We start from the raw sequence: 13,772 nt of genomic DNA on the forward strand, positions 1-13,772 counted from the left end.
GTCCGAGTGCCGCACCAGCGTGCCATACTCGCCGACGATCGACACTCCGGCGCCCGTTACCGTCTGCGCCGAGCCCGCGCCGTCCTTGCCATAGGCCGACGTAACGCTCGCGCCGTCGGCGCCCTGGATGTCGGCGCCTGTCGCATTGCCGTCGCTGCCCGCACCGGTGATGACGTTGCCGTCGATCGACGCGTGTGAGCCCGAAGGCACGGCATCCGTATCCGCAACAGCAGTCGGCGCATCGTCGATGATGTTGATCACGAGGGTGCCGGGAGGCGCGGCATCGCCGTCGGAGTCGGTCACGCCGACCGCGAAGCTCACACTCGTGCCGTCGCCCGAAGTGTTGGTGTTCAGCGTGTAGCTGTAATTGATCGTGCCGGTGCCGGTAGCCGCGTCGAAAGAATAGCTTGCGGTCAGCGAGCCTGTGGCGTCGGTGAAGATCTGCGCCGCGGAGGTCAGCACATGGCCGCCGAGCGTGACTTGCGCCACGCCGTCCCGCGAGGTGAAGCCAATGGTGCCGGAAGTGGTCTCGGAGGTGTTGGAGTTGTTGCCGGAATCGCCGTCGGCGATCTCGCCGGAACCGGCCGGCAATCCGCCGTGTGGCGGCAGGCCGGCTTCGTTGACGCTCGCTTCGCCAATGGTCCCGATCGACGGCGTGGAGTCCGGCTTAAGCAGGGACGGGAACAGTTCACGGTTCTCCGGCTGTCCGAACGCCAATGCCGTTGGCGGCAAAAGTGCCGACAGACCGAAGCCGTCGCCGATCCCGCCAGGCGGCACCGAGAAGTTTCCGCCGGCGCTGCTTGGCGAGCCATTTCCGCCGGCCGAGATCGAGCCGTCGGCGCCGAAGGCGACATCGACATGGCTGGCTTCGAGCGCGGCGATCAGGGCAACGCGCGGCACCTCGACATCGCCGATGATGAAGGTCGGTACGTTGAGCGCGCCGTCCTTGATGACGATCTCGGCGCCGTCCGGCTGCACCAGCACCAGATTGTGCCCGTCGACCTTGATGTCGTCGATCGAGACATTGGCCGGAAGCTTCACGACATTGCCGGCCTCGACGTGATATTCATGCGCAACGTTCGAGGCTGCCGTGTTCGGTGCTGGCGCGTTTCCGGCAGGGGCGTTGGCGGCAGGAGCGTTGCCGTCCGCCGCCGGCTTGGCTGTGCTTTGTGCGTTCTGGGCGTTGCCGTCGCCCTTTGCCGGCGCGCCGCTTCCCACATCGACCGGCACAGGTTCGCCTGCCGCTGGTGCCGTCTGGCCGCCGGAGGCCTGGACGACTTGGACGCCCGAAATGACACCCGAAATCGGCTGTTCGCCGACAGTCGCGTGCTCGTCCGAGAAATTTGAAACGGCGTCGAATTCGATACTGGTCGTCATAGCTCAAGCCCCCTTCGGCATTTCCCGGCAAGAGACATGCGGGGCTCGAACTTTGCAACGTACCTTCAATCTTTTTGATATACTTGAATATGCATGGATTTGCATTTTTTACACTTGGTAAATCGCAACGATATATCCAATTATATATCTTCAGGTGCGCCGCCGAACCGGCTGGGGAGCGCGGCGGCAGTTCGACAAATTCAAGTATAAATTTGAATAAAATTTGAAACAAAGCAGAATAGATTGATTCGCGGAAACTTACCCACCTTCCTTTCCGATAATTTGAGACAAGATCGCTAGCGTCCACAGTCAAAGGTGGGCGTCATGAAAATACAAAAAGCTGCCTCGTCGGCGTCGAGGGTCAAGGTTCTGCTGCTGGCAATCGGCCTGGCCGGTCTGCCGAATGCGTCGTCGGCCAGCGCGATCTCCGTCGCAAGTCCCGCCTCTCAAACGCTACCTGCGCCGGCCGATCTCGGCGGCGTTTCGCTGGCCAGATTGCAGCCATGGCAGCCTGTTGCCGCCTACTCGGTCGGCGGTGCCGCCAGTGCCTATGCGCCTCTCGAAGTCCGCCCGGCGGCAAGTTCTGCGAGTGGAGAGGCTACCCCCGGCGTCGATCCGATCCGGATCGACCCGATCCAGGTTGACCCGATTCAGACTGGGGCGATCATTCCCGGCGTGTTCGGGTCGGTCGCCTTGTCCATGCGCAACTTCCCGGTCGCCGCGCGCTGGGCGCCTGTCTACAAGGCGATTATCGACTGCACGGCCGGAAGTGCCTGCGATCGTGAGAACGCTGCGTTTGGGGAGATCGTCGGCATTGCAGCCAACAAGGCTTTTCGCGACAAGCTGGACTTCGTCAACAGCAGCATCAACCGGCTGATCGCCTATCGCAAGGACAGCGTCGTCTACGGCAAGCTCGACTACTGGGCGAAGCCGTCGGAGATCCTCGAGCATCGCGCCGGCGATTGCGAGGATTTCGCGATCCTGAAGATGGCGGCGCTGTTGCGCGCCGGGATCCCGGCGCAGAGCATGTCGCTCGTCGTGCTGCAGGATCGCCGCCGGAAATTCTTCCACGCGGTGCTGTCGGTGAGCACCGGAAGCGGCACCTTCATCCTGGACAGCCTCAGCAACGTTGTGGCGATGGACCGCGATCTTCCCGATTATGTCCCGCTCTATTCATTCAGCACCGACCGCGCCTGGATCCACGGCACGAAAGCCGGCGCACAGATCGCCGACATCGCCGGTGGTTTCGCGACAGTGGCGCCCGGCGAAGGCGCTTCGCCCGATGTGACGGTCACGTCGGCAGCCTCCGGTTTCGGAGCGAAGTAGGCGGCTTGCCTCTTCAACCGTTGAAGACGAACGCCATCAACAGCTCCGGCTCTGTGACCGGCGCGCGCACCGCGCTGAGCTGGCCCCTGTAGCGGCGCTCGCCGGCGCCGATGACGAAGCCGGTGGTGACAGGTGTCTCGCCATTGGCGTCGAGCCGGGCAAAAACGTCGACGACGTTGAGGTCCAGCGCCAGCTTGAGGTCCTGCCTGCCGTCGTCGCCCGGCGCGTTCGGCAGCTGGCGCCTGACCAATTGCTGGAACGGGGCATTGAAGGTCAGGATCTTCTTCGACGAAGACAGCGCGAAGGCGGGCGAGGGGCAGGCGACCAGGATCGCGTTGATGGTCCGGATCGAGGCGAGCTTGCGCAGTTCCATGCTTTCCTCGGCGAGGCCGCGCATGCATGCGACCCGGATCGCCGATGTGAGATTGCCCTGGTCGGGATGATTTTCGGCGATCTCCTCGACCAGCATGCCGATCGTGCATTTGCGGCTTTCGGCCATCTGCTTCAGCGACACCCAGAAGGCTCGCTCCAGCCGGATGCCGCGGCGCACGCCGCCACGCGCCACGACGCGGAACTCCGGGCCGAAATCTTCGGCTGCGAGCGGCGGCAGCAGCCGGTCGCGCGGAGTGTCGGGGCGTGCGGCGCTATCGTTCACTCATCGCCTCCTGGCGCGCCTTGTTGATGGGCTTCAAAAGATAGTTGAGGATCGTCTTGCGCCCGGTCTTGATATCGACCGAGCAGATCATGCCGGGGATAATCGAATAAGTCTTGCCGTTCCTTTGCAGCGTGGATTTCTCGGTCGCGACGCGCACTTGATAGTAGGGCTCGCCCGTCTTCTGGTCGACCAGGCTGTCGGCGGTGATGTTGGAGACCTTGCCTTCGATGCCGCCGAAGATCGAGAAGTCGTAGGCCGTGACCTTGATCAGCGCGTCCTGGTCCGGCTGGATGAAGGCGACGTCGCGCGGCGAGACCCGCGCCTCGACCAGCAGCGTCTCCGAGGTCGGCACGATGCCGGCCACGACCGCGCCCGGCTGGACGAAAGCGCCGAGCGTGTTGACATCGAGCGTGTTGACGATGCCGTCGACAGGCGAACGGATATCGGTCCGCGCCACCTTGTCGGTGGCGCCGCGAATGGTTTCGTCCACCACAGAGAGGTCCGCCAGCGCCTGCGTCAAGTCGCTCAATGCTTCCTGCTGCAATTGCAGGCCGAGCTCGTCGACTTGAAGCTGCGCCTCGGTGATGGCCGCCTTGCTCTTCTTGATGGTCTCTCCGGCAAGGTTGAGCTGACCGCGGAGATCGGTCTGCTCCCGCTCGACGCGTATCTGTTCGGTCCTGGCCATCAGGCCTTTCTTGACCATCGATTCGACCAGCGCCGTTTCCTGGTCGCTGACGGCGAGGCTCTTGGAAAGGCGGTCTGAATTGGCGGTTGCCTCGTCCAGTTCCTTCTCGCGCTGATCGAGACGCGACTTCAGCACGGAAAGCTTGACTTGGAAGTTGTCCCGGCGCGCAACGAGCAGCTTCTGCTCGTTGTCGCAGATCTCCGGGGCAGTCTTCTGGATGTCGGACGGACAGGGGAACGCGCCCTCGAGATTGCCGCTCTGCTCGAATTTGAGCCTGGCAATGCGCGCCTGCAACGCCCGCGCCTTGGCCTGCTCTTCACCCAGGCTCGAGGTGTTGCCTGTGTTGTCGAGGCGGATGATCAGATCGTTCTTCCTGACGGTCTGGCCGATCTTGACAGCGATTTCCTGGACGACGCCGGCTTCGCTCGCCTGGATGATCTGCGTCTTGGAAGCGGGAATGACCTTGCCGTCGCCGCGCGCGATCTCATCGACCTCGGCAAAGGATGCCCAGGCGGTGAAGGCCACGAACAGTGCCCCTATGATGTATACGGACGCCGAAGCGAAAAGCGGCGGCCGGTCGTCTTTTGCTAACATTCCCCAACGTCCCGGTCAGGCATTCGCCTTTTGCAATGCCTGGATGACTTGTTCCTTTGCTCCGTCCGCGACCACGCGCCCCTGCTCGATGACGATGAGGCGGTCGACCAACTCCAGCATGCTGTAGCGATGGGTCGATACGATCAGCGTCGTGTTGCGGTCGAACGCCACCTTGAGCTGCCTGATCAACTGCCGTTCCGAGGCCAGGTCCATCGAACCCGACGGCTCGTCCAGGAACACGATTTTCGGCTTGGTCAGCAGCAGCCGCGCGATCGCCACGGCCTGCCTCTGGCCTCCCGACAGATTGGTGCCACGCTCGCCGACATTCATGTCGTAGCCGCGCGGATGGCGAGAGACGAAGTCGTCGACGCCCGCGGCCTTCGCCGCATCGATGATTTCCTCGTCGGTCGCGTCCGGCGCGGCCATCAGAAGGTTTTCCTTGATCGTGCCCGAAAACAGGTCGCCGGCCTGCGCGACGATACCGACCGCGGCACGAACTTCGGACGGGTGGTATTGGCGGATGTCGATGCCGTCGAGCAGCAGTTCTCCGGACGTCGGCAGGAACAGCCGGCCGATTAGGCGCCCCATCGTGGTCTTGCCGGAGCCGATGCGGCCGATGATGCCGATGCGCTCGCCGGGGCGGATTGCAATGTTGAGCCCGTTCAGAACCTCGTTTTCGGTGCCTGGATAGGCGAAGCCGACATTCTTGAACAGCATCGCGCCGCTGCGGATCGGCCGGTTGACGAAGCCAACCGTGTCGGGCCGGTCCTCCGGCTGCGACATGATCGTATTGACGATCCTGAGCGACAGCACGGCTTGCCGGAAGCGGGAGAGTGTGATGGCGATCTGGCCGAGCGGCGCGACCGCGCGGCCCGCCAGCATGACCGTGCCGATAATCGCGCCGGTCGAGACCTGGCCTTCCGAGAAGGCATAGGCGCCGGCAACCACCAGGGCGACGGTGACGAATTGCTGGATGGCGCCGGTGATGTTGCCGGCAGCGGCGGAAAGCTCCTTGATCTTCTCCGAGGTGTTGGCGGCGTTCTTCGAGTGCTCGCCCCATTTGCGCAGCAGATAGGCCTCGGCGCGCAGCGACTTGATCGTCTCCAGCGTGGAAATGGACTCGACCAGGAGCGCCTGGCGCTGGGCAGATTCGTTCATCGAGGCGGCGACCCGCCTGCCGATGCGCCTCTGTGTCACCAGACCGACAATGACGGCGATGACGAAGGCGAGCGCCGGTATGATCACCAGCCAGCCGCCAATAGCGTAGATGACCAGCAGGAAGACGAAGACGAAAACCGTGTCGATGAAGACGCTTATGGTATTCGAGGTGAAGAACTCGCGCACGAACTCATATTGTGTGACACGATTCGCGTATTCGCCGGTCGATCCCGGCCGCGCCGAAAGCGACGAGTTGAGCACTTTCTCGAACAGCAGATAGGAAATCCTGAGATCCGCCTTGCGCCCGGCATAGTCGATAAGCGAGGCACGGGCCGTCTTCAGCAACAGGTCGAACAGGATGGCCGCGCCGATCCCGAGCGCCAGCACCCAGAGCGTCGAGATCGCCTTGTTCGGCAGGATGCGGTCGTAGACGTTCATGGTGAAGATCGGCGAGGCGATCGCCAAGAGGTTGATGAAGACCGCCGACAGCACGACCTTCGAGTAAGTGCGCCAGAACGCCCCCATCGTTCCGGTCAGCCAATGGCGTCTTTCGATCCTCGGCGCCGTGCCGACCGTCATCTCCTCGGCGGTGTTGGCATAGGTGATCGAGAATGAGGCGCCACCGCTGATGTAGCTTTCGGCAAGCTCCGATTTGCCGATCGTGGTGCGGCCGTTTTCCTGCGGCGCCGTTAGAAATTGCCCGGTTTCCGTTTCGGCGAGCAACGCAACCGGGAGTTGTCTGGCGCGGAAGACGATGGCCGGAAGATCGATCCGGCCGCGCACGAAATCGCGATGGTTGAACGCCTGGACCTCGAGACCGATCCGTTCGGCCAGATGCCTGATGTCGTCCGGCTCGATCAGCGTGTCCGAAATCGGCACCCCGGCAAACAGCACGGTCTCGGCGCTCGGCCGGCCGAGATAGGCTGCAATCGCCGAGAAGCAGGCTTTGAAAGCCTCCTTGGGCGAGATGATATTAGGTTGCTGGTTCACGATCCGCCCGAAGGACCAGAGATCGATGCTTACATCGGCTACTTCTTCCTGACCGGTGCGAGGATGTCGAACGGCAGATCGTTCTTCTGCTCCGATGGTGTGCGCGCATAGGTTTCGGTATCGGCTGTCGCCGGCGTGCCGAATTCGCTACGCGCGTAGGCGGCTGCCTGCTTGGCCGGCTGGATGTTCAGTGTCTTCAGCAACTCCCCGGTCGCGGCCAGCAGCCGGTATTGGGCAAACAGCGACGCGTAGGACGAGGTGTCGGCCAGCGTCGCGGTGTTGAAGCGCGTGTTCTGCGCATCCAGCACGTCGAGCAGCGAGCGCTGTCCGACCTTGAACTGCTCGCGGTAGGAGGCAACCAGCCTTTCGTTGGTTGCTGCCTGCAGCCGCAGCGTCTGCGCAAGTTCCGCCTGGCGGAAGCGGCGGTCCCAAGATGTGCGGACGGCTTCCTCGATCTCGCGCAGCACCTGATGCAGCGCAAGGCGCTGCTCGCTGGTGCGGCGGATCTGCTCCTGCTCGTTGGCTTTGTCGATGCCGCCGCGATAGAGATTCCAGCGCAGCACCACCCGAGCCTGCAGGTCGCTGGTGTCGCCGTCGTCGCCGTCGATGTCATAGCCGCCCCGTGCGACACCCTCGGCGGTAATGGTGGGGCCGTATTTCGCCCGCGCGGCGTCGACCAGCGACGCGGCAGCATCGATGTCGCTGTTGGCCATGTGGACGCGCGGATTGTTCTGTCTGGCAAGCCCGATCGCGTCATCGAGCGAGCGCGGCAGCGCGCCGGCCACATCGGCCGGCCGCGACGGGTTGGTCAGCGGCTTGCCGACATTCTTGAAGAAGCGGATCTTGGCCGCTTCCAGTTCCTCGGTCGCCTCCTGCATCCGCGCCTTGGCGGCGTAAAGCCGCTCCTCGGCCTGCTGCCGGTCGGCATCGTTGAGCGCGCCGCCCGCGATGCCTTGCTTGATGTCGCCGAGTATAGACTGATGGAAGCCGAGGTTCTTCTTCGCTTCGGCGACGATCGACGCCTGCAGCATGTATTCGAGATAGTCCTGGACGACGGCAAGCCCGATGAATTCGGACCGTTCCAGCACCCTGAAGGAAGCTCCGTCGACGCGCGAGGCCTGGCGGTTCAATTCTGCCCGTCTCGCGCCACTGTCATAGAGCGTCTGTGAGACGGTGAGGTCCGCTTCGTTTGGATAAAGCGCGTCATGGTCCTCGTCGAGCGCTCGCCGGGAGTCGTTATCCAGACGGCGGACGCCGGTCGACGCTTCGAGATCGACGCTGGGAAGATAGAGCCCTTTCGCCTGGCGCAGCTCGAATTCGATGGCTTCGCGGTTTTCGATCGCCTGCCCAATCTCCGGATTGGATTCGACCGCGACTGCTACAGCTTCCTTGAGCGTGAGTGCGCTGGCGCTTCCGCAAGCCAGCATCGACACCGTCATGGCAAGCGCAAGGCGCCAGCCGACGGTCACTTTACCCGTCCTGGTCATTTCTACCCCGTGACTATCCCCGCGCCTTTTTGCTTTTGTCAGCGCTTATTTCGCCCAAGCCTGCCACCGGAGCTTGCAACGAGTATCTAGCAGATTTTTCGCGGATGGGAGGACTTATTGATTTAGAGCGCTTCAAAAGCACGGATTCCAGCCATTAGTCCCGGCGGATGTAGCAAAAATGGCACAGAAAACGATCCTCGCCGAGGGCGCCGTTCAGTTGAAACCGACCGCGAACACTATTTTCCCTAAATAAACAGTAAGTCCGCACAAAGGAATCGACCGAGGCGTCGCTCACCGTGCCAACTTTGGCGGTCAGATCGGCACTTGGCATGAACCGCGGCATCTGCCCTTCCTCCGGACATGGCCAAGGCTTTGAAACACCTGAAGGTTGCGGATTGCTGCGGGAAATCTGCGCCGGTCCTGCAAGACGTGCGCACGAAATTGCCATGGGTGGCTGGTTTTGTTGGCAAACGGGGATCGTTCCCTGTATTGCGGGCTGAAGCAAAGCATGGACGTTCTTCTATGACAAATGTCGCCCTGACCGGGCTTGCCCGCGATCTCGCCCGGCGCGCCGCGGACGGCCGCCCCGTGCGCATCGGCGTGATCGGTTCCGGCGAGATGGGCACCGATCTGGTGACGCAGGGCATGCTGATGCCGGGCATTTCGATTGCGGCCATTTCGACGCGCCGCCCGCACACGGCTCGTGACGCGATCCGCATCGCCTATGGCGACGATGCAATGGCTGCCGAAGCCGAGACCGCCTCCAAGGTCAACCAGGCGATAGAAGGCGGCAGGATTGCCATCACCTCGAATGAAATGCTGGTCACCAATCCGCTGATCGACGTCGTCATCGATGCCACCGGTAAACCCGGCGTCGCCGCCGATTTCGACCTGATGGCCATGCAGCATGGCAAGCATCTGGTGATGATGAATGTCGAGGCCGACGTGACCATCGGCTGCTACCTCAAGCAGCAGGCGGATCGGCTCGGCGTCGTCTATTCGGTCGGCGCCGGCGATGAGCCGTCGAGCTGCATGGAGCTGATCGAGTTCGCCTCGGCGCTCGGTTATACCATCGTCTCGGCCGGCAAGGGCAAGAACAACCCGCTCAACCACGACGCCGTTCCCGACGATTATCGGGATGAAGCGCTGCGCCGGAACATGAACCCGCGCATGTTGGTCGAGTTCGTCGACGGCTCCAAGACCATGGTCGAGATGTGCGCCATCGCCAACGCCACCGGCCTGGTGCCCGATGTTCCGGGCATGCACGGCCCGAAAGCCGACCGTGATCAGCTGGCCAAGGTGCTCATCCCGCGCGAGGACGGCGGCATCCTGGCGAAGAAGGGTATCGTCGACTACACGATCGGCAAGGGCGTGGCGCCAGGCGTCTTTGTCATCGTCGAGGCGACGCATCCGCGTGTCGTCGAGCGCATGGACGATCTCCATGTCGGCCACGGCCCTTATTACAGCTTCTTCAGGCCGTACCACCTGACCTCGCTGGAGGTGCCGCTGACCGCAGCCCGCATCATGCTCTACGGCAAACCCGACATGGTGCCGCTGCCTAAACCGGTGGCCGAGGTCTGCGCGGTCGCCAAGCGCGACCTCGCCGCAGGCGAGATCTTCGACGCCATCGGCGAGACCTGCTACCGCTCCTGGACCATGACGGTCGCCGAGGCGCGCGCCAGCCGTGCCGTGCCGGTCGGACTGCTTGAAGGCGGCAAGGTGCTGAAGCCGGTCAGGAAGGGCGAACTCCTGACCGCCGACAACGCCGCGCCCGACAAGACGACCAAGCTATTTGCCCTGCGCCAACTGCAGGACGAGATGCTGTATGGCGTGAGGACTACTTCCCCAACTCTATCGATCTGAGCCGCGCCGCTTCCACCGCGTCGGTCAAAAGCTTCGTCAGCCGGTCTTCGCCCATCAGCACGGCAAGCGCGGCGGCGGTCGTGCCGTTGGGGCTGGTGACCTGCTGGCGCAGCACGCCCGGCTCCTCATCGCTTTCGGCGGCAAGCGAGGCTGCACCATAGACGGTCTGCAGGGCGAGAAGCTTGGCTGTCTCGGCCGGCAAGCCGGCCTTCTCGGCGGCGACCGTCAGCGCCTCGATGAAATGGAAAATATAGGCCGGGCCGGAACCGGAGACCGCGGTCACGGCGTCCATCAGGCTCTCGTCGTCGACCGTCGTCACGACGCCGCTCGCCGAGAGCAGCTCGGCGACGAAACGCCTGACGTTGTCGGGAACGAGCGGGTTGGAAAACACCACCATCATGCCCTTGCCGATCGCCGCCGGCGTGTTCGGCATGCAGCGCACGATCGGCGCGAGCCCGCCCAGAATCTCCTCGAACGTCGCGACCGGCGTGCCCGCGGCGATGCTGACGAAGGTGGTCCTGCCGTCGCCGAAGCGCTTGTAGCTTGCCGTCACATCGCGGATGACCTGCGGCTTCACGGCGATGACGACAAGATCGGGCATGGCCTCGGCGGGAATGGCGGACGCGTCGGCCGCGGCGCCGCAACCAAGATGCTCGGCTCGCCTGCGCAACTCGGCATTTGGCTCGACCACGAACACCGCCGACGGCTCGAGCTTGCCGGATTTCAGCCAGCCCGAGAGCATCGCGTAACCCATATTGCCGCAACCGGCGAGAACAAGCCTGATGGTCATCGAAACCTCCGCAAAGAGGGCTCTCCTTAGCCGCTCGCGCGGTTGCGGAAAAGTCCAGTCTCCAAGGTCGGTGCATGGCTTGGAGACGCCGTCCGCTCAAAGCCGTACCTATTTCATAGTTCGGACCATCCGCAGCGTCCGGAACTACCCGACGACACATACGCTCCGTCGGCGCCTTCCCATTCGCAATCGCCGACAGCCGAGGCGCGCCAGTCGCCAGACGATCGGCAGGACCAGGTCGACGAGATCAGGGCCCGCCTGCGAGAATTCCGCGAGGCGGTGCGCGTTCTGACCGAAAGCCGCTCGCGCCGCCGCTATTTCTAAAACACCCCGTCTTCGCTAAAAGCGGCCTTCGATAAAAGCAGCCGGTTTCGGGTTTACGGCATCCGACGACGTTTTGACGGGATTGCCCTGTCGAATTTTCGTGAAAATGCCGCGCGGCATTTGACCGCGTGCGCGCCGCGTTCGCGTGCCGACTGCTGGATTGAGGATCAGGGCTGCGTGCGAGGCGTGGCCGCGCAACAGTGTTGAAGGTGAATGATGGCCGAAGTGATCGACGGGAAGAGTGTCGCCGCAGACGTGGTATCGAAGGTCAAGGCGCTGACCGCCGAGCTTTCGGCCAAGGGCGCGACCAGGCCCGGTCTGGCGGTGGTGATCGTGGGCGAGGATCCGGCAAGCCAGGTCTACGTCGCCTCGAAGTCGCGCACGGCCAAGGAGTGCGGCTTCCATTCGCTCCAGCACACGCTGCCGGCTGAGACGACCGAAGAGCAGCTGTTGAAGACCATCGGCGATCTCAACGCCGACCCGTCGATCCACGGCATCCTCGTGCAACTGCCGCTGCCCGGCCATATCGATGCCGGCAAGGTCATCCAGACGATCGCGCCGGAAAAGGATGTCGACGGCTTCCACTTCATCAATGTCGGCAAGCTCGGTACCGGCGAGCTCGAGACGGCGTTCGTGCCCTGCACGCCCGCCGGCTCGATGCTTTTGATCCAGCGCGTGCGCGGCAAGGACCTTTCCGGCCTCAATGCCGTCGTCGTCGGCCGCTCCAACATCGTCGGAAAGCCGATGGCCAATCTGCTGCTCGCCGCCAACTGTACCGTCACCATTGCCCATAGCCGTACCAAGGACCTGCCGGCGCTGGCGCGCACCGCCGATATCCTGGTCGCCGCCGTCGGCCGTCCCGAAATGATCAAGGGTGATTGGGTGAAGCCCGGCGCCACCGTTATCGATGTCGGCATCAACCGCATGCCGGCGCCAGAGAAGGGCGAAGGCAAGTCGCGGCTGGTCGGCGACGTCGTCTATGCCGAAGCGGCCGCGGTCGCCGGCGCCATCACGCCGGTCCCCGGCGGCGTCGGACCGATGACCATTGCCATGCTGATGGCCAACACTGTAGCTTCCGCCTACCTCGCGGCCGGATTGAAGCGGCCGTCCTTCTGATCGGAAAGCAGCATCCTTGCCGAATCTTACTGCTCCTGTTGAACGGCCGGTCATGGGCGATCCCGTTCAGGGCGGTCGGCAGTTCGGCTTCCTGCTGGTCGACAAGTTTTCGATGTTCTCGCTGGCGGCGGCGATCGATTGCTTCCGCTCGGCCAACCGTCTGCTCGGCCGCGATTATTACGGCTGGACGACGATATCGGCGGATGGCGACGCAGTCATGGCGTCCAACGGCCTGCCGCTCAAGATCGACTATTCAGTCGCCGACATGCCGCCGGTCGATATCCTGTTCGTCTCGGTCGGGCTCACCACCGAATTCCCCGGCAAGAGCAAGGTGCTGGCGGCGCTGCGCAGCTGGGGCCGGCGCGGCAACGCGCTCGGCGCGCTCTCGGTCGGCTCCTATCTGCTCGCCGAGGCCGGCCAGCTCGACGGCTACCGCTGCACCATCCACTGGGAAAACCGCGCCGGCTTCATGGAGCGCTTTCCGGACATCAACTGCACCGGCAACGTCTTCGAGATCGACCGCAAGCGCTACACCTGCGCCGGCGGCACCACCTCGATCGATCTGATGCTGGAGATCGTGCGCGGCGATTTCGGCTCCAATCTCGCCAATGGCGTCGCCAACCAGTTCCAGCACGAGCGCATCCGCTCGGCCGGTGACCGCCAGCGCGTCGGACCTGAGCGCGACCTCACCGGCAAGTCGGAGAAGCTGAGACGTATCGTCGAGCTGATGGCCGACCATCTCGATGAGCCTTTGTCGGCGGTGCAGCTTGCCAAGTCGGCGGGCCTGTCGGTGCGCCAGGTCGAGCGCCTGTTCCTGCGCCATCTCAACGTGACGCCGGGGCGCTACTACATGCGGCTCAGGCTCGAGCGGGCGCGCGAATTGCTGCGCCAGACCAATATGCCGATCCTCGACGTCGCGATCGCCACCGGCTTCACCTCCCACTCCTATTTCGCGCAAAGCTACCGGCTGCAGTTCGGCCGTCCGCCATCGGAAGAGCGCAGAACAACCTATTGAGCGACTTGCCGGCCATCGGACTTGTCTGCAGAGCCCGGCTCAAATAGCTTTCCCGGCGCGGACGGGGGTTCACTCAGGAGATTTTCATGGCGGGACTGGCACGGAGCGTCGCTGCGGCGATCCTCCTTTTGTCGATGACCACCTTTGGCTTTGCCGCCAACAAGGTCATCATCATTCTCGATGCATCCGGCTCCATGTGGGCCCAGATAGACGGCAAGCCGAAGCTCGAGATCGCGCGCGAATCGCTGCGCACGGTGCTGCAGTCGGTGCCGGGCGACGACGAGATCGGCTTCATGGCCTACGGGCATCGCCAGAAAGGCAGCTGCGCGGACATCGAGCTGATCGTGCCGCCGCAGGCGGGGTCGGGGAGCGCGATCTCGGCGGGCCCCGAC

9 protein-coding genes and 2 pseudogenes are annotated in these 13,772 nt (G+C 63.5%); 5 read left to right on the forward strand and 6 right to left on the reverse strand.

Annotated elements, in window-relative coordinates; translation table 11 throughout:
* A pseudogene (locus EOA32_RS22165) lies at positions 1–1,377 on the reverse strand (hypothetical protein); the annotation flags it as partial.
* A gap of 324 nt (positions 1,378–1,701) precedes the next feature.
* On the opposite strand from EOA32_RS22165, the gene EOA32_RS22170 reads away from it, so the two are divergent.
* The gene (locus EOA32_RS22170; RefSeq protein WP_128372894.1) at positions 1,702–2,703 is read left to right on the forward strand and encodes a transglutaminase-like cysteine peptidase; all 1,002 of its coding nucleotides are present in this window, start codon (positions 1,702–1,704) and stop codon (positions 2,701–2,703) included.
* A gap of 13 nt (positions 2,704–2,716) precedes the next feature.
* Here EOA32_RS22170 and EOA32_RS22175 read toward each other — a convergent pair whose 3' ends face one another.
* Genes EOA32_RS22175 through EOA32_RS22190 form a run of 4 tightly spaced genes read right to left on the reverse strand, consistent with a single transcriptional unit; the run spans position 2,717 to position 8,212 of the window.
* Positions 2,717–3,358 (reverse strand): ribbon-helix-helix domain-containing protein, encoded by a 642-nt coding sequence (locus EOA32_RS22175; RefSeq protein ID WP_095781935.1) that lies wholly within the window; start codon positions 3,356–3,358, stop codon positions 2,717–2,719.
* Complete coding sequence (locus tag EOA32_RS22180) at positions 3,348–4,637, reverse strand: HlyD family type I secretion periplasmic adaptor subunit (protein WP_066989331.1); 1,290 nt, start codon at positions 4,635–4,637, stop codon at positions 3,348–3,350. Before EOA32_RS22180 ends, EOA32_RS22175 begins: the two co-directional genes overlap by 11 nt.
* A gap of 15 nt (positions 4,638–4,652) precedes the next feature.
* On the reverse strand, positions 4,653–6,785 hold the full coding sequence (locus tag EOA32_RS22185) for a type I secretion system permease/ATPase (protein ID WP_128372895.1): 2,133 nt from the start codon (positions 6,783–6,785) through the stop codon (positions 4,653–4,655).
* A 38-nt stretch (positions 6,786–6,823) separates the two neighbouring features.
* Complete coding sequence (locus tag EOA32_RS22190) at positions 6,824–8,212, reverse strand: TolC family protein (protein WP_066989439.1); 1,389 nt, start codon at positions 8,210–8,212, stop codon at positions 6,824–6,826.
* A 582-nt stretch (positions 8,213–8,794) separates the two neighbouring features.
* Between EOA32_RS22190 and EOA32_RS22195 the strand changes: the two genes are divergently transcribed.
* Positions 8,795–10,135 (forward strand): NAD(P)H-dependent oxidoreductase, encoded by a 1,341-nt coding sequence (locus tag EOA32_RS22195; protein WP_128372896.1) that lies wholly within the window; start codon positions 8,795–8,797, stop codon positions 10,133–10,135.
* On the opposite strand, the gene proC is transcribed toward EOA32_RS22195, so the two are convergent.
* On the reverse strand, positions 10,110–10,925 hold the full coding sequence (gene proC, locus EOA32_RS22200; protein ID WP_095781930.1) for a pyrroline-5-carboxylate reductase: 816 nt from the start codon (positions 10,923–10,925) through the stop codon (positions 10,110–10,112). The two genes, EOA32_RS22195 and proC, sit on opposite strands and share 26 nt — an antisense overlap.
* A gap of 540 nt (positions 10,926–11,465) precedes the next feature.
* Between proC and folD the strand changes: the two genes are divergently transcribed.
* From folD to EOA32_RS22220, 3 genes and pseudogenes are all read left to right on the forward strand, one after another.
* Positions 11,466–12,365 (forward strand): bifunctional methylenetetrahydrofolate dehydrogenase/methenyltetrahydrofolate cyclohydrolase FolD, encoded by a 900-nt coding sequence (gene folD / locus EOA32_RS22210; protein WP_128372897.1) that lies wholly within the window; start codon positions 11,466–11,468, stop codon positions 12,363–12,365.
* A 52-nt stretch (positions 12,366–12,417) separates the two neighbouring features.
* Entirely contained in the window at positions 12,418–13,380 is a 963-nt protein-coding gene (locus EOA32_RS22215; RefSeq protein WP_082953990.1) for a GlxA family transcriptional regulator, read from the forward strand.
* 86 nt (positions 13,381–13,466) lie between these two features.
* Positions 13,467–13,772 (forward strand): annotated as a pseudogene (locus EOA32_RS22220) (hypothetical protein); the annotation flags it as partial.

It is taken from the genome of Mesorhizobium sp. M1A.F.Ca.ET.072.01.1.1, assembly GCF_004023325.1.
Classification (GTDB): domain Bacteria; phylum Pseudomonadota; class Alphaproteobacteria; order Rhizobiales; family Rhizobiaceae; genus Mesorhizobium.

Coding starts and splice junctions, on each gene's coding strand:
- proC (WP_095781930.1), bottom strand. CDS start 10,925: ATGACCATCAGGCTTGTTCTCGCCGGTTGCGGCAATATGGGTTACGCG.
- EOA32_RS22195 (WP_128372896.1), top strand. CDS start 8,795: ATGACAAATGTCGCCCTGACCGGGCTTGCCCGCGATCTCGCCCGGCGC.
- folD (WP_128372897.1), top strand. CDS start 11,466: ATGGCCGAAGTGATCGACGGGAAGAGTGTCGCCGCAGACGTGGTATCG.
- EOA32_RS22180 (WP_066989331.1), bottom strand. CDS start 4,637: ATGTTAGCAAAAGACGACCGGCCGCCGCTTTTCGCTTCGGCGTCCGTA.
- EOA32_RS22170 (WP_128372894.1), top strand. CDS start 1,702: ATGAAAATACAAAAAGCTGCCTCGTCGGCGTCGAGGGTCAAGGTTCTG.
- EOA32_RS22190 (WP_066989439.1), bottom strand. CDS start 8,212: ATGCTGGCTTGCGGAAGCGCCAGCGCACTCACGCTCAAGGAAGCTGTA.
- EOA32_RS22215 (WP_082953990.1), top strand. CDS start 12,418: ATGGGCGATCCCGTTCAGGGCGGTCGGCAGTTCGGCTTCCTGCTGGTC.